Raw genomic sequence first — 19,423 nt, 5'->3', positions numbered from 1 at the left:
ATTATCTCCCTTTCTTTAAGGAAAAGAAAACATTCGTACCTTTTCCGAATTCACTAGTTGCCCAGATATTTCCTCCATGCTCTTCAATAATTTGTTTTGAAATCGCTAGACCTAAACCACTACCGCCTAAACGTGTATTTCTAGATTGCTCTGCTCGGTAAAAACGATTAAATACATAGGGAAGAGCAGACGGTTCTATACCTTGGCCATTATCAGCTATTTTTACAGTAATGTCATTTTCTCCTTCATAAAGGGAAATGGTTATATTCTTTTGATCTTTATCCATATACTTCACACTATTGTTGATTAAGTTGACCAACACTCTTTTTAACTTCTCCCTATCTGCAGTAACATACATTGGCTTGTGCATTAGCTCAACGTAAATCTGAATTCCTTCTTGGATTAATTCCAGTTGAAGTTCATCAACATAATCTCTCATATATTCCGTTAGTTCGATTGTTTCATAAGAAAATGGTTCCTTTTTCAAATCTAACTTGGAGAATAAGAATAGCTCATCTATCAAAGAATCCATGTCTCTAGCTTTTAAGTGGATAATGGATAAATATTTATCCATTTTCTCTGGAGAATTAGCTACACCATCTTTTATTCCTTCTACATATCCAATTATAGAAGTAATAGGTGTCTTTAAATCATGAGAAATATTTGAAAGAAGCTCTTTGCGGTTCTCTTCATATTGCAGCTGGAGATTAACCGATTCTTTTAATTTTATTCTCATTTCTTCAAACGATTTATTTAATTGACCAATTTCATCATTGGAAGTCGTTTGGATTTCAAAGTTTAAATCTCCTGATTTTATTCGGTTGGCTCCATTTTTAAGATTAGAAAGAGGGTGAATGATACTTCGTGAAACAAAATAGTTTAAAATCCCAATAATCATAATAAATAGAAAAAGTAGTAGACCAAATAGGATTGGAAACAACTCTCGAGCCAATTCAGCATAGGAACTGGCCTGTCTTAAGACAAAAATGCTTCCTTTGCTATTATCAGGAAAATAAAAGTCAAACTTCACATAAGTGTAAAATGAGTGATCGATTTTTATCGAATCACGACTATTTATATTCGTTTCCTCAAATCCAGGAAGAGATTTAATCAATATATTCTCATCATCAAGTGTGGGGGAAGCATACTCAATACTGTTACCTTTTCTAACGACAAGTTCGATATCCTCTTGTTCGATTTTCTTCAACTGTTCTTCGTAAAGTAGCAGGGTAGGATTATTTTTAGCTAGTAGCTTTAAATCTAGAAACGCACTTTCTTCGACCGTCGTCAAAGGTTTTTGAACATATGTTTTTTTATAAAAATGCTCGATAGATCTAATATCCCCAGTAATCGTAAAAATAATTAGAAATCCAGCTACTAACAGTAAGGTGATAGAAATAAGTATCACTCCAACATAAGATAACAAAAATCTCATTTTAATAGACATATTTTTCACCCCTTAACTTAATTGAAGCCTATCACACAAATCTTAAAATTATATAAAATTTATATGAAAACTACATAAATATCTATATGAAATTCTGTAGCATATTTTTTCAGTATTAATGAAAAATGCTCAAACAAAACTATATTCTTTAAAAAAGGTTCGATTAATTCGAATTACCTAACTAAATACTAATTGATGAACTAATAAATTACTTTTATATATATCTATTTTCACTCAAATATGTAACTGATTATTCTAAATTGAATAATTTTGGAGTGCTTTTTTTCTTGTTTTATTTGCGAAGGGTATATAAGTTTAGTAGTATTAACACTTATAAATTAGGCGTACCAATTTTTTGGAAATTATGGATGCATAATTATTTTGGTATAAAGATGATTAAAAATTACCTAAACGGGTATTAGAAGGAGGCAAGGACCGTGCGTCTAGTTAAAATATAGAGAAAAGGGGAAATTTTATATGAGAAAAATGTTGGTGTTTTTTTCGTTGTGCACAATTTTAATTCTTGGTGCATGTAGTAGTGAGACAAGTAAAGATAGTATTGATGTTATTAAATTTGCAGATGCAGGTTGGGATAGTATCCGCGTTCACAATAGCATTGCACAGTTAATAATTGAAGAAGGTTACGGCTATGAAACCGAGGTTACAAGTGGTACAACTGCAGCTACTATGCAGTCACTTGAAAAAGGTGATATAAATGTCAATATGGAAGTATGGACGGATAATATTAAAGAAATCTATGATAAAGCAATTGATAGTGGAAACATTAAAAAAGTAGCAACGAACTTCAATGATAATTCACAAGGATTATATGTTCCAACTTACGTTATTGAAGGAGATCCTGAAAGAGGTATAGAACCAGTGGCTCCGGATTTAAAAACTGTTGAAGACTTAGCGAAGTATCCAGAGCTTTTCCAAGATCCTGAAGATAGTAGCAAAGGCCGTATTGTCGGTGCACCATCTAGTTGGGTTGTAAGTGAACACTTGGAGACGAAACTTGAAACATATGGACTTGACGAGCAATATAACTACTTAGCACCTGGATCTGATTCAGCTATTGTTGCAAGCTTAGCTGGTGCATACAAAAAAGGCGAACCTTGGGTAGGTTATTATTGGTCACCAACATGGGTTACAGCAAGTTACGATTTAACGCTACTTGAAGATAATGCATATGACGAAGCAGTATGGGATGAATCGAAAGGAACTGAATTTCCACCAAATGATGTTGTAATTGCAGTTCATGAAGATTTACCTACACAAGCAAAAGATGTGGTTGATTTCTTAAGTAAATACTCAACTAGTAATGCATTAACGGAAGAAGCTCTCAAATATATGAATGAAAATGAGGCAGAGCCTGAAGAAGCCGCACATTGGTGGATGAAAGAACATGAAGACGTTTGGACTGCTTGGGTGTCAGAAGAAGTGGCAGAAAAAGTGAAAGCAGCTTTAGCAGAATGATTCATGTTGTAAAAAATCTAACGAGTGAGGTGAAAGAGGCTGTCTCATAAAACAGCCTCCTTAGTATGACTGAATTTCCCGATATACGTATACCTATAGGAGATGGTGTAGAGAAATTTATCGATTTTTTAGCGAATAATTTCGAAGCGTTTTTTGATTTTATATTTGTAATTTCCTCGTCCATGATTAAGGGACTTGAGGGAGGACTTCTTGCCATACCTTGGTGGATCTTTATATTAATTGTTTTCTTCTTAGGTTGGTATTTTACTTCTTTGTACGGTGGAATCCTATTTTCGATTTTTATTTTTTTAATTGGAACCTTTGATTTGTGGCCAGAAACTATGACTACGGTTGCAATTGTGTTAATTTCCGTAATACTTTCACTGGTCATCGGTATACCACTTGGAATTGGAATGGCATTTAGCAAGGCAATGTCAACCATCATGCGTCCGATATTAGATGCCATGCAAACAATGCCGAGTTTTGTTTATTTGATTCCTGTCATTTTCTTCTTTCCACTAGGAAATGTACCTGCAGTAATTGCAACGATTATCTACGCATTACCCCCTGTCATCCGTTTAACGGAACTAGGACTTCGAAATGTTGACCAAGAAGTAGTGGAATCTGCACAATCTTTTGGATCATCTAGAATGCAAATGTTAATGAAAGTAGAATTACCACAGGCTTTGCCAACTATAATGGCTGGAGTTAACCAAACTACCATGATGGCGCTTGCTATGGCTGTTGTAGGGTCTATGGTTGGTGCACAGGGACTTGGAGAAAGAGTTTTATATGCGATTAACCGAATTGATATTGCGTTAGGTTTTGAAGCTGGGATCAGTATAGTTTTCTTAGCTATTATTATTGACCGTATCACAGGTGGAATTGCTAAGCGCCTTCAGAAACATAGGAGGGAAGCAGCATGACAATAAAATTAAAAATTGAGAACGTATCAAAAATCTTCGGTCCTCGACCTAAAAAGGCAATACAAATGGTTAAAAATGGTGTTTCTAAAAAAGAAATTCTTGAAAAGACAGGACATACAGTTGGTGTTTACAATGCTTCCATGGAAATTATGGAAGGAGAAACATTTGTTATTATGGGGCTGTCAGGAAGTGGAAAATCTACTTTAATCAGATGTCTAAACCTATTGAATCGTCCAACTTCAGGAGCGATATATGTTGATGGAGAAAATGTTGTGGAATACAACAAAAACCAATTAAGATATTATCGTCAGAAAAAAATAGCGATGGTATTTCAGCACTTTGGCTTGTTTAGCCATCGAACAGTGTTGGAAAATATCGAATATGGTCTTGAAATAAGAGGGATGTCAAAAACAGAAAGACTACAAATTGCTCAAAAACATTTAGAAACAGTTGGGTTAAAAGGATATGAAAATAAATACCCAGACGAACTATCTGGAGGTATGAGACAACGGGTAGGTATAGCCCGTGCACTTGCTAACGATCCAGACATTCTACTGATGGATGAGCCTTTCAGTGCACTTGACCCACTGATTCGACGAGAAATGCAGCTTGAGTTACTAGATATTCAAAATAGACTTCAAAAAACGATCATTTTCATCACACATGATGTAAATGAAGCATTTAAAATTGGTGATCGAGTTGCTGTAATGAAAGATGGAAAAGTAGAACAAATAGGAACTCCGGAAGAAATATTAGACAAGCCTGCTAGCAACTATATTTCTGAGTTTATTCGAGACATTGACCGCTCGAAAATATTACAGGCCGAGAATATCATGATGAAACCATTTGGACTAGTGTCATTAAAAGATGGTTTACAAGTAGCGGCGAAAGTTATGAATGAAAATGGTATTTCTAGTGCGTTTGTTGCCGATCGTAAACGTCAATTGCAGGGTATTGTTACAATTGATCAAGCGATAGATGGGATAAAACAGAAGAAGACATTGCAAGAAGTAATGTCAACAGATGTCAAAACGGTACGACCTGATGAATACGTACAAGATATTATTCCGCTAGTGCTCGAGTCTAAATATCCGCTTGTAGTAACAGATGAGGACAAGACAATTAAAGGAATCATTTTACGAGTACACGTATTGGCAAGCTTGATCAGTGATAATGTAGAAGAAGAGTAGAATATAATGAAGGCATAGGAACAGTTTGTTTCTGTGCCTTTTTTTAGTAATCAAGGATGATTACCTTTAAAATAAGGTTATCCCATTAGACAGGAGCTTAGATAATCGCATGAATAAGCTAAGTATGGAAAAAATGGATTTCAAGTCACTTGTCCCTTTTATAAGTAACGAGTTTAAAAAATATTTCACTAAAAATATTAAGGCTTTATATCATTATACGAATCTTGATGGAGCACTTGGAATTATTAGTAACAAAATTTTTTGGGCATCCCATATTAAGTTTATGAATGATTCAAAAGAGTATAGTCATGGATTAGAGGTTTGTGAAAGTATAGTAAAAAAACTGATCAATGAACTCCCGTTGGACAATCCTAGAAGAAGTTATTTAGAAGAGGTTTTTGCAATTTTAGAGGAACAGGATACTGATATTTTTGTTGTTTCTTTTAGCGAGAGTGGCGACTTACTAAGTCAATGGAGAGGTTATAGTAGAAGCCAATACGGGATATCTATTGGTTTTGACTTCACCTCTTTATTCGATGACTCTTTTCAATTAAGTGAACAAAGTTTCTTTCCCCGCAAAGTAATTTATGATCAAAAAGTACAAGAACGAATTATTAGACGTATTATAGATGTAGCCTTAATAAGTGTGGAGCTGAGTGGTATGCAACCGGACTATGCACCTAAAGAGGTAGCGAGAACGATCGGGTACTTTTTGCCACTATTTAAGCATTCCACTTTTTCTGAGGAAAAGGAATGGCGTATTATTGTGACAAACTCCAAAAGTATGCATTATCAACATGATTTAAACTTCCGTGCAAGAGATAATATTATATTGCCTTATATAGAAATGAAGATGCACAATAAAGCAAAAGAGAACAATAATAAACTACCTATAAACCAACTAATAATCGGACCATCTGGAACAAATGAATTTACTGCAAGAAGCGTTAAATATTTTTTGAAAAACAGTGGCTATTCTTCTGTTCCGATTAAAGTATCAAAAATTCCTTATAGATAACGATTGGATTAAAAAATTCGAGTATAGTCATTTAATAAAAATATTAATAAAATGGTAAAAATAAAGTGCTTTTTTATCAAAAGTACTGGAAATTGATTGAGAGAGCTTTCATAAATGATATGAAAGTCCTTTTAATTTTGGATTATTTTGCCTTGCTGATATGTTATACTTTTAGTACATTTCACCTCTAAAGGTAGGGACTAAAGTGCTTTATTATGATAATTTTTTAGAACTATTTTACTTCTCTAATCAATATCCAGCATTCATAACAATAAAATGGAATATAACAGTTATAGGTCTAATAATAACAATGCTTATTGTTCCTATTCTAATCTATAACTTGTTTAACAGTGCTGTTAGACATCGTTCTAACTATTTTGATGCATTAACTAAGTTGCCTAATAGACGCTTTTTCGAGAAAAAGATTAAAAAAACCGATGTCCCGCAGTGCTTAGCTATTTGGCATATGCATAATTTTGAACATGTAAATAGAGAACGGGATTATCAATTTGGTGACAAGGTAATTAATCAATTGTCAATACTACTAAAAACGTTTGAAACACCTGGGATAGTACTTTACCGACTTGATGGTCATCGCTTTGCATTTCATTCCAATCATTTAGATGGGGTAAACCACCTACATAGAATAATGGAAAAGGTAGCAGAAAGTTTACAAAAACCATTTGTAATAGAAGGATATGAAATTTATCTTCCAGCAGTATGTGCTATTTCTAAAGCATATGACCTAGATGAAACGATTAATATGTACACAAATGCTCTTGCTGTCTTAAATTTTCCATCTATTGAATTTAACTATGAGATCATTCATTATGATTCAGCTATACATACCTATGTGTTTGAATTAGAAATTGAGGAAGATGTAATACAGGCGATAAAAAATGAAGAGTTATTTATTGTATACCAGCCAAAGGTTAATGGAATTACCAATGCTGTTGTTGGGGTGGAAACCTTACTTCGTTGGAACCATCCGACTCATGGTTTTTTATCCCCAGCGATTTTTATTCCCATTTTAGAAAGAAATAATCGAATTGTTCATGTGACAGATTGGATAATTGAACGAGTTTGTCAGCAAATAGCAGATTGGAAAAGAGATGGAATTACATTTAAGCAAGTAGCAATCAATATTCCTGGGCAATATGTGACTTCCCCACTATTATTGGATGTACTAAAAAGCACTTTACGTAAATATAGGGTAGAGCCACATGAAATAGAATTGGAAATTACTGAAACTAGCTTTGTGGAAAATATAGAGAACGCTATACAAGCAGTAAGCACTTTCCGCAAGGAAGGATTCTCTGTAGCATTAGACGATTTCGGTACTGGTGTATCTTCCTTGTCTTATTTAAAAAAAATGCCTATTTCCACATTGAAAATCGATAAATCCTTTATAGATGGTATACCAGAATCGAAAAAAGACTCGTCCATAATGCAAGCAATAATCGATTTAGGGCATTCGTTAAATCTGGCAATCATATTCGAAGGAGTCGAAACAGAGGAACAAGTAAAATTCTTAACTACTACATGTGAAAAACCGATTATACAAGGCTATTATTTCGCCAGGCCCATGAAAGCGGATGAGCTTGTACAATGGCATAAAGAATTTTGTCCTTCTTTCAAAAAGAGTGTCAGGTATTAAACCTGGCACTCTTTTTATCATTTTGCCTGGAGGAGTGGTTACCTGAATTTCCTAAGACCTATGCAAGTTGCTTTTTATAATCTCTATTAATTGATTATTTTTCAAGTTGATGGCCTCTTTTTATTAGTTAATAATTATACAGCTGAAATATGAATAAAAATAAGAGAAGCATTTACTGAATTAATATAGTATTAGCCTGTGAAATATGTATATACACATAAAAAATGTTAATAGATCGGTGTAAGGTAACTTGTGGATTAATTTTTTATGTTTGCCATAAAATTATGAAACTAAAAATATTTTCTTACGTATAGATAGTGATAAAAAAATTCTAGGAGGGTCTCTAATGTCATTTTTTAATAAAGTCCTTGCAAGTGTTGGAATTGGTGGAGCCAAAGTAGATACAAAACTGGAAAAGTCAGAGTATGTTGCTGGCGAAACAATGAGAGGCGTTGTTGAAATTTATGGGGGAAATATAGAACAACAAATAGACTCCATTTATTTGACAGTGTATACAACGTATATCCGTGAATCGGACGATAGAAAATACACAGATGTTGCTTCGGTGATTAACTATAAAGTAAACGAGCCTTTAACAATAGGAGTTAATGAAACGAAAGTAGTTCCATTTTCATTTGCCCTTCCAGTGGATACACCAATCACTATAGGAAATACGAGAGTATGGGTTGGCACAGGACTAGATATTAAAAATGGTGCAGATCCTAAAGACAAAGATTTCATAGGAGTGAGACCAACAAGTCTTGCTGCTCAGATTTTAGACGAAATAGAACGACTAGGATTTAGATTGAGAAAAGCGGAATGTGAGCAAGCTTCTAGAAGATACCACAATAAGTTTCCGTTCGTTCAGGAATTTGAATTCATTCCTACTAGCGCAGTATATAGAGGAAGATTAGATGAATTAGAGATTTTGTTCCTTTCCCAAACGGAACAATCAGCAGATGTACTTATCCAAGTAGACCGAAGAGCACGAGGATTTGGAGGTTTTCTTTCAGAGGCATTAGAAATGGATGAAAGTCACATTAGACTAACGATCACTACAAGAGACTTACCAACTTTACAGGAAAAATTAAAACAAGTCATTACTAAATACGCTTGATAAAGTAATTCTTTTATTTAAAACCCTAGAGATGAAATTCGTTTCTAGGGTATATTTGACAACACAACTAACCATTGGTTATAATATAACCAATGGTTAGTTATGAGGAGTGTAATTAGTTGAAAAGTAAACAAGAGCAACGTTCAGAAGAAACAAAACAAGAAATTTTAAAGTCTGCTGGTAATTTATTCGCCGAAAAGGGTTTTGATGCAGTAACGATAAGAGAAATAGCAAAGAATGCAGGTTGTTCACATACGACGATTTATCTTTATTTTAAAGATAAGGAAGCATTGCTTCATCAGCTCTCTATGCCATCTTTACAAGAATTACAAGAACAATTCAACGAAATTTTGAAAATAAATACATTATCTTCAGAAGGTAAACTAAAAGAAATTAGTCGTGAGTATATTACCTTTTGCCTACAAAATCGAAGTATGTATGATGTTTTTTTCAATGCTAAATCTTCCAGAGTAGACGAAGAACCTAAATTAGAGATCAATAAACTTCGAATAGAAATTTTTGACATAATGAAAGGGCTCATTCAGAAAATCCTTTCTCTACCAAACAATGAACAACTGCTAGCTTTTACTCGTATTTATTATTACAGCCTAAATGGGATTTTGAGTACGTACTCGTATCAACATGAACCGCTTGGAGTGTTAATGAAAAGACTCACACCGACGTTTGACCTTGCAGTGGATATTCTTATTTTAGGTTTTAAAGAAAAATTAAAGTAAGGGGAATAGATGATGAAAGCAAAAAAGATATCGGACCATATTTGGAGTTTAAAAACATGGATGATTATTCCGATTCACGTATGGGTTGTTGTTGAAGAGGACGGGGTTACATTGGTGGATGCTGGAATGCCTGTCATGGCAAATGGAATTATGAAATTTATTAACCAATTGAATGCTGGTCCTTTGCGAAGAATTCTATTAACGCATGGGCATTCTGATCATGTTGGAGCTGTGAAATCGATTTTAAAAAACAACGATGTGCCTGTATACGCACATCAAATAGAAATTCCTTATATGGAAGGGGAAATTGTCTATCCTAAAAGAAAGAAACTAGAGTCAAACTTACCGAAAAAATTAAGTCAACCACTCCTAGAGGATAAGACTGGCAACATGCAACCGATTGGTGGACTTACCCCTATTTTTACGCCAGGGCATTCACCAGGTCATGTCGTTTATTACCACGAAAAGGATCAAATATTGTTGGGAGGGGATCTTTTCACTTCAAAGAAAGGTAAGCTTCAACCGCCAATGCCGATGTTCACAGCAGATATGGATCAAGCAGTAAAAAGCGCATCCGTCATAAGTAAGTTAAAACCAAAGCTGTTAGAGGTGTGCCATGGCAATGCGGTGGAACGTCCGGCAGATCAGTTAGAGAACTATATTAGAAGTATGGAGATAAAACTTGGCGGTGGGTTATCATGATAATCGCTCAATATACAGTGTATGGTCTGTTTTTTCTAATGGAATTATGTGCGCTTGCCGCATTTTCGTATTGGGGTTTTCATCTGAACTACGCCTGGTTTTTAAAGTTATTATTTGGAATTGGTACCCCTCTTCTTGTTGCTATTTTTTGGGGGGCATTTATTGCCCCTAAAGCCAATTTTCCTGTAATTATTCCAGTTCGAATTATTTTACAGCTAATTGTATTTGCTTTAGCAACTGCCTCCCTATATTTTTCTGGAAATAGTAAGCTTGCGGTTATATATGGAGTAGTAGTTATGATAGGAATGGCTTTGATGTATACAGGAGGTCGTTAGCTTTGTTTGCAGGACATTTCGGAATATCCGCTGCTGTGAAAAGTAAAACCCCTGAAACGCCACTATGGTCACTAATCGTCAGCACACAATTGCTTGATATTGTGTTTATTCCATTTAATTTGGTAGGTTTAGAGAACATAGAATCCATAGGAGATGGTGGATATGGCAATGATATGATCTATGCATTCTACACGCATTCTTTAGTAGGTTCACTTATCCTTTCCGTTTTAGCAGCATTGCTAGCTAAAAAATTATGGGGTAGGAAATCTGGTATTATCACAGGAGCCGTCGTATTTAGCCATGGATTCTTGATTTTATAGTTCACCGCCCTGACATGCCAATTCTGCCAGGTAATATCGGTAATCTCCCTCTCTTAGGATTAGGTCTATGGGAAACGGTTCCCGGAAGTGTTCTGCTTGAGGCATTATTACTTGCAATCGGTTGTTTCTTTTACTTTAGCTATGCCTTGAAAAAAGAAGTATTTGCACACAAGGGAAAAGGAATTATGGCCGGTTGCGCGATGACTGCATTTCTTTTACTTTCATTTTATTTTGGCATCTCCCTATAATTATTTGAATTTTTTTATATAAGATTTTAATAAGACCAGAACGGATTCTAGTTCTTGGTTTTTTTCTGTTTAGCCATTTCCAATTGATATAGTACAATTAATAAAAACAGTAAAATTCATAGGGAGATGATTTTTATTTCAACAGATATAGAAACTAAAATTATTGATGACATTATGCATCAAATTGTTTCAAAGTCAATGGAACAAGGGAAGAAAATCCCTTCTGAAAATGAACTTGCAACAAAATATAAAGTACCAAGAATGACAGTAAGAAATGCTCTAACGAAACTAGAAGAACGAGGATATATATATTCTAAACAAGGAAAAGGAAGATACTTAAAAGAAGAGTCTATACAAATTCAATTGCATCTGACTGGGAAAACAAGTTTTACAGATAAAATGAGGCAATCGGGTTATGAATTAAAGACGGAAAATGTTGTTTGCGAAAAGATTGCTTATAATGAACAAATATATCAAAGCTTGAATTTAAACAAAGAAGATAGTGTCTTTAAAGTGGCAAGAATACGCTATATCAATGAGAAGCCAATTGCTATTCATTCTTCCTTTGTGAGTGAAACAACGTTTCCAAGAATTGCGCAGGATGGACCTAAGATTGAGTCGATGTTTGCATATTATCGAAACCTGGGTTATAAGGAATTTACAAGTAAAAAAAGTCTGTTAAGTATTACATTTCCGACTTCAAGTGAACAACAGTTACTATCCTGTAAAAGCATGGTGCCGCTCATTGTTGTAGAGAGTGATTGTATAGATGTTGACTCCAATAAAGTATTAGAACATACAAAAATACTTTATCGAAGCGATAAATTTAAATACGATATAACGATGGAATGAAAAGGTGAATAACAATTCGGTTATTTGCTTTTTTTGCTTTTATCACTAGAGAATGCCCAAGTAAAAAATATATAGAAGGCAGTAATAAACAATGCTTGTAAGGCATTATCTACCCAATTGAATGTTTGGTTCTTAGAATAATCCGATAGAAGATAAATCATATATAATCCAATAAAAAGAGGTAGATAATAATACTCTCTGAAAAATTTCATCTATTATCCTCCGTACATTAATGACCTAATCCTATCATAAATGGATAAATAATCCTAATTGAGACCAAATCATTGATGAAAGCAACCAAATGCAACATAAAGCAACTAAATTCAAAGTAAAGCAACCAATACTTAAACGAAAGCAACCAAATGCTCAAATTTTATAAATTCTTACCCGGACAGGTCTAGCACCTGTCCTTTTTTATATCCAGAATTCAGCTACTTACCCTCTAGGCAACAAAGGCATTTTCGCTTTTTCCCAACCAATTGTTAAGGGCATTTACAAAAGCTTTACGGAGCCTTAAAACACAACCACTTGGCGACAAGTTAAGATGAATTTGCAAAGGAGGATTTATCCATATGAAAAGAAGACGAAGAACTGAGATTCTCATTCAGGGCGATCCCCAATTGGCTCAAAAGTTTGCAGAATCTATTATAGACACATATGAATGCCGAGAGATTTTAGCACCGCAATATGGGTTGACTATGATCAAGATGAGAGAAACGGCGAAAAGCTCCCTGTTTTATATAGGAGAGGTCCTAATTACGGAAGCAAAAGTAGAGATTAATAAACGCATTGGAATAGGAATCGTTGTAGGCATGAAAGACGAACTAGCACACCATCTAGCGATTATTGATGCTGCATATAAAGCACAATTAAATGAAACGATAGCGTGGGAAGCAGTACTCATAGAAGCAGAAAAACAAATTAATATAGAGCGTGCAAAAAGACAAGCGGAACTATTCGAAACGAGAGTTAGCTTTGAGACGATGGAAGTTTAATAAACCAATAGGAGAGATAATATGGCAATTGATCAAGTACACGATTTACAGCAAGTTTACAGAAAAATATTGCACAGTATGTCGAGGCCCGGTACCATTTCGTCACTTTCTGAAATTGCAGAAAGAGTGGATTTTAATCTTCCTTGTTACAATGCAACTATTTTAAGTGCAATGACATTTTTAGACGCAGAGTCCACTTTTCATATCCTTTCCGAGGAGCAAAAGGATCTAATCGAAAAAATTTCAGAATATACATCCTCGAGATATGCACCAATTAACGAAGCAGATTTTGTCATCGTACTACGAGACGATACAGATACGGTAATTCAAAAAGCTATGCAACAATGTAAAAACGGTACCCTTATTGATCCGCAGCTGTCTTCGATTTGGATTATAGAAAGCACTCCTCTTTCTGACGAGGGGCAGTGGATGTTAACAGGTCCAGGGATTCAACATAAGTGTCAGGTACAAACACGATTTGATCAATCTATGTGGAAAGCAAGAAATGAAAAAACAAAGGAATATCCGCTTGGAATTGATTTGATTTTCACAGATGAACATGAGCAAGTAGTCTGTATCCCTCGAACAACTACAATCAATAACATGGAGGTGAGCTAATGGGTTACGTTCCAGTTAAAGGTGGCACACAGGCGATAGAAGCATCTATTAACCTATTAAAATATGAACGGATTAAAGACCGAGAAATTATAGAAATTAACACAATTATGTCAACGATGCGTGGAATGGTAGACCAAGTAATGTCGGAAAGTAGTTTGTATTCACCATACTTGGCTGCACTTGCGATAAAGCAAGCGGAAGGAAGTATGGAGGAAGCAGTTTTTCTCATGCGTGCTCACCGATCCACTTTACCTCGTCCATATTATAGTCAAACCGTTGAACCGGAAACGATGCTAGTGGAGCGCCGAATTTCGGCAAGTTTTAAAGATATTCCAGGTGGACAATTATTAGGGGCAACTTATGACTACACACATCGTTTGCTCGATTTAAGTTTAATAGAAGAAAGTCAGGAAGAAAACCTAAAGTGGCTACAACACTACCACAATCAATTAAAACAAATAGAAGCCTTTGATGAAGTAAAGTACTTTCCAAAAGTAGTAGATTACTTGAGGGAGGAAGGACTTTTTGAAACACATGAGGTAGATAATACCCCTCCTATTGATATTACAAAGCAAAGTATACAATTCCCAACTACGCGTAGCGAAAGACTACAAGTGCTCACACGTGGACAAACGGGAGCTGTCACATCTCTTGGCTATGCTTCATTGAGAGGATATGGCCAGGTACATCCGACAGTCGGTGAAGTACGTGTAGGCTTACTTCCTATTTATGTGCAACATCCAAATGAAATGGAGCACAGTGCGGAAGATGAGTTTTATATAGGAGAAATTAGAGTGACTGAGGTAGAGTCATTTGTGCCAACAAATGTGAAAAATGAGAACAACGAATATGAACTAGAGTTAGAGATTGGTTATGGCATTTGTTATGGACAAAACGAAACAAAGGCAATAGCTATGAGCATTTTAGATCAATGTTTGGAGCATCCCGAATCCAATTTTCCGACGCATGATGAAGAATTTGTGTTATTGCATATAGATTCTGTCGAGTCTACAGGATTTATTTCTCACTTGAAACTACCTCATTATGTTACGTTCCAATCCAAACTGGATAGTATCCGTCAAGTGAAGAAAGGGGTGCAGAAAGTTGAAAGCTAATACACATTTTGCATTTTTCGATGAAGGATCTAAGAAAGAAATTCGACGTGCAATTATAAAGGCAGTAGCAATTCCGGGGTATCAAGTGCCTTTCGCTTCAAGAGAAATGCCAATTGCACGAGGTTGGGGAACAGGTGGATTACAAATAACCCTATCAATTATTGGTCAGTTAGATGTGCTGAAAGTAATTGACCAAGGAGCAGACGAGTCTGTAAATGCTGTAAGTATAAAAAAACTCGTTCATGAAACGACTGGTGTTGAAATAACAGAGAAAACTGCAGACGCGACTCTTATTCAATCACGGCACCGAATACCAGAAGTTCCTTTAACAAATGCCCAAATTCTCGTCTTGCAAGTACCGACGCCAGAACCCCTCCGGCCTGTGGAGGCAAAAGAACTTTTGACGAAAAGAATGCATGCGGAAGATGACTATAGTGGTGCATGGTTATTGCTTTTCGAACAAATTATGAAATACGGCAAAACGGCTACTGCGGCAGACCACCCGGTATACGTAAACGATCGCTATGTGATGGCACCAAGTCCAATCCCTAGATTTGATAACCCCAAAATGCATCATTCTGAAGCTTTAATCCTTCTTGGGGCTGGACGTGAAAAGAAAATATATGCAGTTCCTCCTTATACAGATGTAAAATCCCTTGCTTTTGAGGACTACCCATTTGCAGTCGAATCGTTTGAAGGTCAGCGATGTCACTTATGTGGTTCTACACATATCTTCTTAGATGAATTAATTAATCAACAAACAGGAAAAACCGTTTATCAATGTAACGACACAAACTACTGTTTGGACCAGTTAAATAAGAAAGAGGAAGCTGAGGTGCAAACCAGCTATGCATGAGGAACCAATATTAGAAGTAAAAAACTTACGAAAACAATTTGGTACAGGGTGCTACAAGTGTAGAGAAATTGAAAATAGGGAGTTAGAGAAAAATTTCTGTAAGCATTGTGGGACTGTGTATGCTTGCCAAGATATTTCATTTGATTTGTTCCCTGGAGAAATACTAGGGATAGTGGGCGAGAGTGGAAGTGGTAAATCGACGATGATGCAATGCCTATACTTCGATTCAGATGTTACTTCAGGTGAAGCGTATATTAATGATTCTTTTTTAGCTGGGAAAAACGTTTTTGAACTATCCTCCCAGCAAAAACGCTCGATTCGAAATCATGTATACGGCATGGTTTATCAAAATCCTGTTCATGGATTAAAAATGAACTTTTCTTCTGTCGGTAATATAGCGGAGAAACTAATCGCGGCAGGCAATCGCAATGTAGCGGTTATGGAAGCAACGAGTAAACAATTGCTGGAAAGCGTGCATATCCCATTGCATCGAATGAAAGAAGAGCCTCGAAACTTTTCGGGTGGGATGCAACAAAGAGTTCAAATAGCAAAGGCATTGTCGAACAACCCACCAATACTTTTTTTAGATGAAGTAACGACTGGTCTCGATTTATCTGTACAGGCAAATGTACTTGATTTGATCAAAAAAATTCAAAGAGATTTAGGAATTAGCATGATTGTCGTGTCTCATGATTTAGCAGTTATACGGATGCTTGCAGACCGCACGATTGTACTGTTGAACGGAAAAATTATTGAAGAAGGCTTGACCGATCAAGTTCTTGAAGATCCACAACATGAGTACACCCAGCAATTAGTTTACTCATTATTATAAGAGGAGCGGTGACTTTGTACATTATTCATAATGGGAAAATCATAACAGAGGAAGCAATAGTAGACGGATATGCTGTAGTAGTGCAGGGAGAAGTCATTCAAGCGATTATCCCTCAAGAATCGGTGGCGAATTATTCGGATGCTGAGCTCATTGATGCTAGAGGAGGATACATTTCTCCTGGATTTATCGATATTCATTCCGATTATATTGAAACAATAGCATCGCCAAGACCTACTAGTATGATGGATTTTAATATTAGCCTAAGAGAAGCAGAGAAAATATTAATTAGCCACGGAATTACTACGATGTTTCATTCGCTTTCCTTTTACCGTGAGGATGTTTTTACCCATAAACCAATGCGAAATCCGAACAATATTCAACGAATGGTAGATGCAATAGATGCTACGCATCACGAGCTACATTTAATCCGTCACCGGTTACATGCTCGATTCGAAATAGATAATGTCGATGAGATTGACAGCCTTGTTCAAAATATCGAAAATGGCAAAGTGCATTTACTGTCATTTATGGATCACACCCCAGGGCAAGGACAATACCGCAATCTAGAAGTGTATCGCGAAACGTTAAAGGGATATCGCAATATTTCTGATGACGATGTGAATGTATTAATCGCGGAACGACAAAGCACTGAGTTTTTAACGATTGAGAAAATAAAAGAAGTGGCAGAGCTTGCTATATCAAGAGGGATTGCTGTCGCCTCACATGATGATGACGAAATTCAAAAGCTAGAGCTCGTAAAATCCTTTGGAACAACAATTAGTGAATTTCCTATTACGCTCGAAGTAGCAAAAAAAGCTAAGGAAATGGGCCTACATACGATAGCAGGGGCACCAAACGTATTGTTAGGTGGTTCCCACTCTGGGAATTTGTCGGCAACAGAAGCCATTGCAAATGACTGTGTAGACATCTTGTGTAGTGACTATTATCCAGCTGCATTACTCCACGCTATTTTTGATTTGCATGAAAAGCACGGCAATGACTTACACAAAATGTTTATGATGGTCTCTTTAAATCCTGCTAAAGCGGTGAAAATGGATGATGAATTAGGATCTATTAAGGTTGGGAAGAAAGCCGACATTCTTGTAATTGAAAGAATGGAAGACGGTTATCCGATGCTGACTGCAACAATGGTAAACGGTGCTTTAATAACAACTACGCATTATCGGATCAAATAGTGAAACGAGGAGGTAGTAACATGACGCTGTTAGATGTTAAAGAGTTTGGTAAACGATTCACTATTCATCACTTAGGCAAAACGATTCCTGCAATTGAGCACATTAATTTCTCATTGGACGCGGGAGAATTCATTGGAATTATTGGGAAAAGTGGTAGTGGTAAGTCGACGATATTAAAGAGCATCTACCGTTCTTATTTACCTGACGCCGGCAATATTTTTTATAACTCAGAACGCTTTGGACTAGTTGATTTGGCTAATATATCAGAAAGAGAAATGTTGTATTTACGTAAGTATGAGATTGGCTATGTATCTCAGTTTTTGAATGTCATGCCGAGAACGACCTGTCGCCAGCTCGTTATTAATGCATTACTTGAAATGGGCGAAACAGAGGAAGTAGCCCTTGTAGAGGCAGAAAAAGCATTAACACATTTTGAAATGGATCCAAAATTATGGGATAGCTATCCTAATACATTTTCCGGTGGAGAAAAATTGCGATTAAACATAGCGATGGCAACCGTGAAAAAACCAAGATTGTTATTACTAGACGAGCCAACTGCAAGTTTAGACCAACAATCAAAAGTAAAGGTTCGTGAAATGATTGAGAAATTGAAAAACAGAGGAACCACTTTAGTGGGCATCTTTCATGACATTGAATTTATGGAAGGGCTTTGTGACAAGGTTTATGATATGCAAACAAGACAAATGACAGTTGCGAAAGAGACGGTTAGCTATGAAAGCTGATTTACATGTCCATAGTCGCTACTCCGACGGTTCGGAGCATACGGAAACAGTAATGAAGCAAGCTAGTCAGCGTGGTGTTACACATATTAGTTTTGTCGATCATGATACCGTTAAAGGGCTTTCGGAAGTTCTCGAACTAGGGAGAAAATACGGAATAAAAGTTATACCTGGTATTGAAATCTCAGCCTTCGACTATAAAAGGAACCGTAAAGTCCATGTTCTTGGATATAACTATCATCCTAGTGCACCACATATTCAAGCTATTTGTGATCCATTGTTAAAAAGGCGGCAGGAACATTCCCTCTGGCAAATGGAACAAATAAAATTAGCGGGCTACGAGCTAGATAAAGAGGCTATTGAGGAATCTGCCAAACCATCCGAGACCATTTATAAACAACATATTATGCACAATTTAACAGATGCTGCCTATACATCTCCAGCGTACAAGCAGCTATATAAAAGTCTATTTAAAGGGAGTGGAGTTGCCTCAGGGGATATTCAATACATTGATGTGTTTGAGGCAGTAAAAGCTATTGTGGCAGATGGGGGCATGGCGGTCATCGCTCATCCTGGCCAGTTGGATTCGTATGAGTTGATACCAGAACTACTAGAGGTTGGATTAGGCGGAATTGAAAGAAACCACCTAGACCACACGGCAGAGGACCATCTAAAGATAGAAGTCTTGGCAAAAAAATATGGCTTGGTTATGACAGGTGGTACAGACTATCACGGTGCTTATGGAGCAATAGTTGAAATCGGAGATATTGTCAGCCCGTCCTTTGAGAGGATGTAAATAAGGTTAATAGTGTTTAAAGATACTGTAAATTTACACAATTGGTAAATAATTTATGTTTCAATATAAACGTACGACTGGGTTAAAACATTGTAACGCCATTTTATTTAGCGAAAAGGAGAATTATTGATGAAGAAAAATTGGTTTATCATCAGTCTGGTTTTAGTAGTTGCTCTATTCTTATCAGCTTGCTCAGAAGGAACTGCTGGCGCGAAGGATGCAAAAGTAGATGACGTCATAAAAATCGCTT

The 19,423-nt window shown here is 36.1% G+C and carries 21 protein-coding genes; 19 read left to right on the top strand and 2 right to left on the bottom strand.

Annotated elements, in window-relative coordinates; translation table 11 throughout:
- Position 1: 1 nt before the first annotated feature.
- Complete coding sequence (locus P2Q73_RS00105) at positions 2 to 1,447, bottom strand: sensor histidine kinase (protein ID WP_275782565.1); 1,446 nt, start codon at positions 1,445 to 1,447, stop codon at positions 2 to 4.
- A 477-nt stretch (positions 1,448 to 1,924) separates the two neighbouring features.
- Here P2Q73_RS00105 and P2Q73_RS00100 point away from each other — a divergent pair, with 477 nt between their 5' ends.
- From P2Q73_RS00100 to P2Q73_RS00050, 11 genes are all read left to right on the top strand, one after another.
- Positions 1,925 to 2,923 carry an ABC transporter substrate-binding protein gene (locus P2Q73_RS00100; RefSeq protein WP_056828870.1) on the top strand — a complete coding sequence of 333 codons (999 nt, stop codon included), beginning with the start codon at positions 1,925 to 1,927 and terminating at the stop codon, positions 2,921 to 2,923.
- 65 nt (positions 2,924 to 2,988) lie between these two features.
- Positions 2,989 to 3,849, top strand: a complete 861-nt coding sequence (locus P2Q73_RS00095) for an ABC transporter permease (protein ID WP_053590938.1) — start codon at positions 2,989 to 2,991, stop codon at positions 3,847 to 3,849.
- Positions 3,846 to 5,039: a quaternary amine ABC transporter ATP-binding protein gene (locus tag P2Q73_RS00090; protein WP_275782560.1), complete on the top strand. Its 1,194-nt coding sequence runs from the start codon at positions 3,846 to 3,848 to the stop codon at positions 5,037 to 5,039. Before P2Q73_RS00095 ends, P2Q73_RS00090 begins: the two co-directional genes overlap by 4 nt.
- Positions 5,040 to 5,148: 109 nt before the next feature.
- Entirely contained in the window at positions 5,149 to 6,057 is a 909-nt protein-coding gene (locus P2Q73_RS00085; RefSeq protein WP_053590936.1) for a DUF2971 domain-containing protein, read from the top strand.
- A gap of 205 nt (positions 6,058 to 6,262) precedes the next feature.
- Complete coding sequence (locus P2Q73_RS00080; RefSeq protein ID WP_056828866.1) at positions 6,263 to 7,714, top strand: putative bifunctional diguanylate cyclase/phosphodiesterase; 1,452 nt, start codon at positions 6,263 to 6,265, stop codon at positions 7,712 to 7,714.
- 346 nt (positions 7,715 to 8,060) lie between these two features.
- Complete coding sequence (locus P2Q73_RS00075) at positions 8,061 to 8,831, top strand: sporulation protein (protein ID WP_053590934.1); 771 nt, start codon at positions 8,061 to 8,063, stop codon at positions 8,829 to 8,831.
- 119 nt (positions 8,832 to 8,950) lie between these two features.
- On the top strand, positions 8,951 to 9,568 hold the full coding sequence (locus P2Q73_RS00070) for a TetR/AcrR family transcriptional regulator (protein WP_275782552.1): 618 nt from the start codon (positions 8,951 to 8,953) through the stop codon (positions 9,566 to 9,568).
- A gap of 9 nt (positions 9,569 to 9,577) precedes the next feature.
- Positions 9,578 to 10,270: an MBL fold metallo-hydrolase gene (locus tag P2Q73_RS00065; protein ID WP_275782549.1), complete on the top strand. Its 693-nt coding sequence runs from the start codon at positions 9,578 to 9,580 to the stop codon at positions 10,268 to 10,270.
- Positions 10,267 to 10,605 (top strand): YrdB family protein, encoded by a 339-nt coding sequence (locus P2Q73_RS00060; protein WP_056828861.1) that lies wholly within the window; start codon positions 10,267 to 10,269, stop codon positions 10,603 to 10,605. The genes P2Q73_RS00065 and P2Q73_RS00060 overlap by 4 nt, the downstream gene beginning before the upstream one ends.
- Positions 10,606 to 10,607: 2 nt before the next feature.
- Positions 10,608 to 10,925: a hypothetical protein gene (locus tag P2Q73_RS00055; RefSeq protein WP_275782546.1), complete on the top strand. Its 318-nt coding sequence runs from the start codon at positions 10,608 to 10,610 to the stop codon at positions 10,923 to 10,925.
- Between the two features lie 374 nt (positions 10,926 to 11,299).
- Complete coding sequence (locus P2Q73_RS00050) at positions 11,300 to 12,025, top strand: GntR family transcriptional regulator (RefSeq protein ID WP_275782545.1); 726 nt, start codon at positions 11,300 to 11,302, stop codon at positions 12,023 to 12,025.
- 20 nt (positions 12,026 to 12,045) lie between these two features.
- Here P2Q73_RS00050 and P2Q73_RS00045 read toward each other — a convergent pair whose 3' ends face one another.
- Entirely contained in the window at positions 12,046 to 12,237 is a 192-nt protein-coding gene (locus P2Q73_RS00045; RefSeq protein ID WP_056828855.1) for a hypothetical protein, read from the bottom strand.
- A gap of 360 nt (positions 12,238 to 12,597) precedes the next feature.
- On the opposite strand from P2Q73_RS00045, the gene phnG reads away from it, so the two are divergent.
- From phnG to P2Q73_RS00005, 8 genes are read left to right on the top strand one after another with little or no spacing between them, the layout of a single operon-like run.
- Positions 12,598 to 13,020 (top strand): phosphonate C-P lyase system protein PhnG, encoded by a 423-nt coding sequence (gene phnG / locus P2Q73_RS00040; RefSeq protein WP_275782541.1) that lies wholly within the window; start codon positions 12,598 to 12,600, stop codon positions 13,018 to 13,020.
- 21 nt (positions 13,021 to 13,041) lie between these two features.
- Complete coding sequence (gene phnH, locus P2Q73_RS00035) at positions 13,042 to 13,638, top strand: phosphonate C-P lyase system protein PhnH (protein ID WP_275782538.1); 597 nt, start codon at positions 13,042 to 13,044, stop codon at positions 13,636 to 13,638.
- Entirely contained in the window at positions 13,638 to 14,753 is a 1,116-nt protein-coding gene (locus P2Q73_RS00030; RefSeq protein WP_275782535.1) for a carbon-phosphorus lyase complex subunit PhnI, read from the top strand. Before phnH ends, P2Q73_RS00030 begins: the two co-directional genes overlap by 1 nt.
- A complete protein-coding gene (locus P2Q73_RS00025) occupies positions 14,743 to 15,609 on the top strand; it encodes an alpha-D-ribose 1-methylphosphonate 5-phosphate C-P-lyase PhnJ (protein WP_275782533.1) in 867 nt (288 codons plus the stop codon). Before P2Q73_RS00030 ends, P2Q73_RS00025 begins: the two co-directional genes overlap by 11 nt.
- Complete coding sequence (locus P2Q73_RS00020; protein ID WP_275782532.1) at positions 15,602 to 16,441, top strand: ATP-binding cassette domain-containing protein; 840 nt, start codon at positions 15,602 to 15,604, stop codon at positions 16,439 to 16,441. Before P2Q73_RS00025 ends, P2Q73_RS00020 begins: the two co-directional genes overlap by 8 nt.
- Before the next feature lie 14 nt (positions 16,442 to 16,455).
- Complete coding sequence (gene phnM, locus P2Q73_RS00015) at positions 16,456 to 17,637, top strand: phosphonate metabolism protein PhnM (protein ID WP_056828842.1); 1,182 nt, start codon at positions 16,456 to 16,458, stop codon at positions 17,635 to 17,637.
- A 20-nt stretch (positions 17,638 to 17,657) separates the two neighbouring features.
- Positions 17,658 to 18,380 (top strand): phosphonate C-P lyase system protein PhnL, encoded by a 723-nt coding sequence (phnL, locus tag P2Q73_RS00010; RefSeq protein ID WP_275782530.1) that lies wholly within the window; start codon positions 17,658 to 17,660, stop codon positions 18,378 to 18,380.
- Positions 18,370 to 19,173, top strand: a complete 804-nt coding sequence (locus P2Q73_RS00005; RefSeq protein WP_056828838.1) for a PHP domain-containing protein — start codon at positions 18,370 to 18,372, stop codon at positions 19,171 to 19,173. The genes phnL and P2Q73_RS00005 overlap by 11 nt, the downstream gene beginning before the upstream one ends.
- Positions 19,174 to 19,423 lie beyond the last annotated feature (250 nt).

The sequence above is a fragment of the Bacillus sp. Cr_A10 genome (assembly GCF_029222665.1).
GTDB lineage: Bacteria > Bacillota > Bacilli > Bacillales_A > Planococcaceae > Psychrobacillus.
This window is presented reverse-complemented; position numbering and strand designations above follow the sequence as displayed.

Excerpts from the sequence above, each read along its gene's own strand:
- P2Q73_RS00105 (WP_275782565.1), bottom strand. The coding sequence starts at position 1,447 with ATGTCTATTAAAATGAGATTTTTGTTATCTTATGTTGGAGTGATACTT.
- P2Q73_RS00100 (WP_056828870.1), top strand. The coding sequence starts at position 1,925 with ATGAGAAAAATGTTGGTGTTTTTTTCGTTGTGCACAATTTTAATTCTT.
- P2Q73_RS00095 (WP_053590938.1), top strand. The coding sequence starts at position 2,989 with ATGACTGAATTTCCCGATATACGTATACCTATAGGAGATGGTGTAGAG.
- P2Q73_RS00090 (WP_275782560.1), top strand. The coding sequence starts at position 3,846 with ATGACAATAAAATTAAAAATTGAGAACGTATCAAAAATCTTCGGTCCT.
- P2Q73_RS00085 (WP_053590936.1), top strand. The coding sequence starts at position 5,149 with ATGAATAAGCTAAGTATGGAAAAAATGGATTTCAAGTCACTTGTCCCT.
- P2Q73_RS00075 (WP_053590934.1), top strand. The coding sequence starts at position 8,061 with ATGTCATTTTTTAATAAAGTCCTTGCAAGTGTTGGAATTGGTGGAGCC.
- P2Q73_RS00065 (WP_275782549.1), top strand. The coding sequence starts at position 9,578 with ATGATGAAAGCAAAAAAGATATCGGACCATATTTGGAGTTTAAAAACA.
- P2Q73_RS00060 (WP_056828861.1), top strand. The coding sequence starts at position 10,267 with ATGATAATCGCTCAATATACAGTGTATGGTCTGTTTTTTCTAATGGAA.
- P2Q73_RS00050 (WP_275782545.1), top strand. The coding sequence starts at position 11,300 with ATGATTTTTATTTCAACAGATATAGAAACTAAAATTATTGATGACATT.
- P2Q73_RS00045 (WP_056828855.1), bottom strand. The coding sequence starts at position 12,237 with ATGAAATTTTTCAGAGAGTATTATTATCTACCTCTTTTTATTGGATTA.
- phnG (WP_275782541.1), top strand. The coding sequence starts at position 12,598 with ATGAAAAGAAGACGAAGAACTGAGATTCTCATTCAGGGCGATCCCCAA.
- phnH (WP_275782538.1), top strand. The coding sequence starts at position 13,042 with ATGGCAATTGATCAAGTACACGATTTACAGCAAGTTTACAGAAAAATA.
- P2Q73_RS00030 (WP_275782535.1), top strand. The coding sequence starts at position 13,638 with ATGGGTTACGTTCCAGTTAAAGGTGGCACACAGGCGATAGAAGCATCT.
- P2Q73_RS00020 (WP_275782532.1), top strand. The coding sequence starts at position 15,602 with ATGCATGAGGAACCAATATTAGAAGTAAAAAACTTACGAAAACAATTT.
- phnL (WP_275782530.1), top strand. The coding sequence starts at position 17,658 with ATGACGCTGTTAGATGTTAAAGAGTTTGGTAAACGATTCACTATTCAT.
- P2Q73_RS00005 (WP_056828838.1), top strand. The coding sequence starts at position 18,370 with ATGAAAGCTGATTTACATGTCCATAGTCGCTACTCCGACGGTTCGGAG.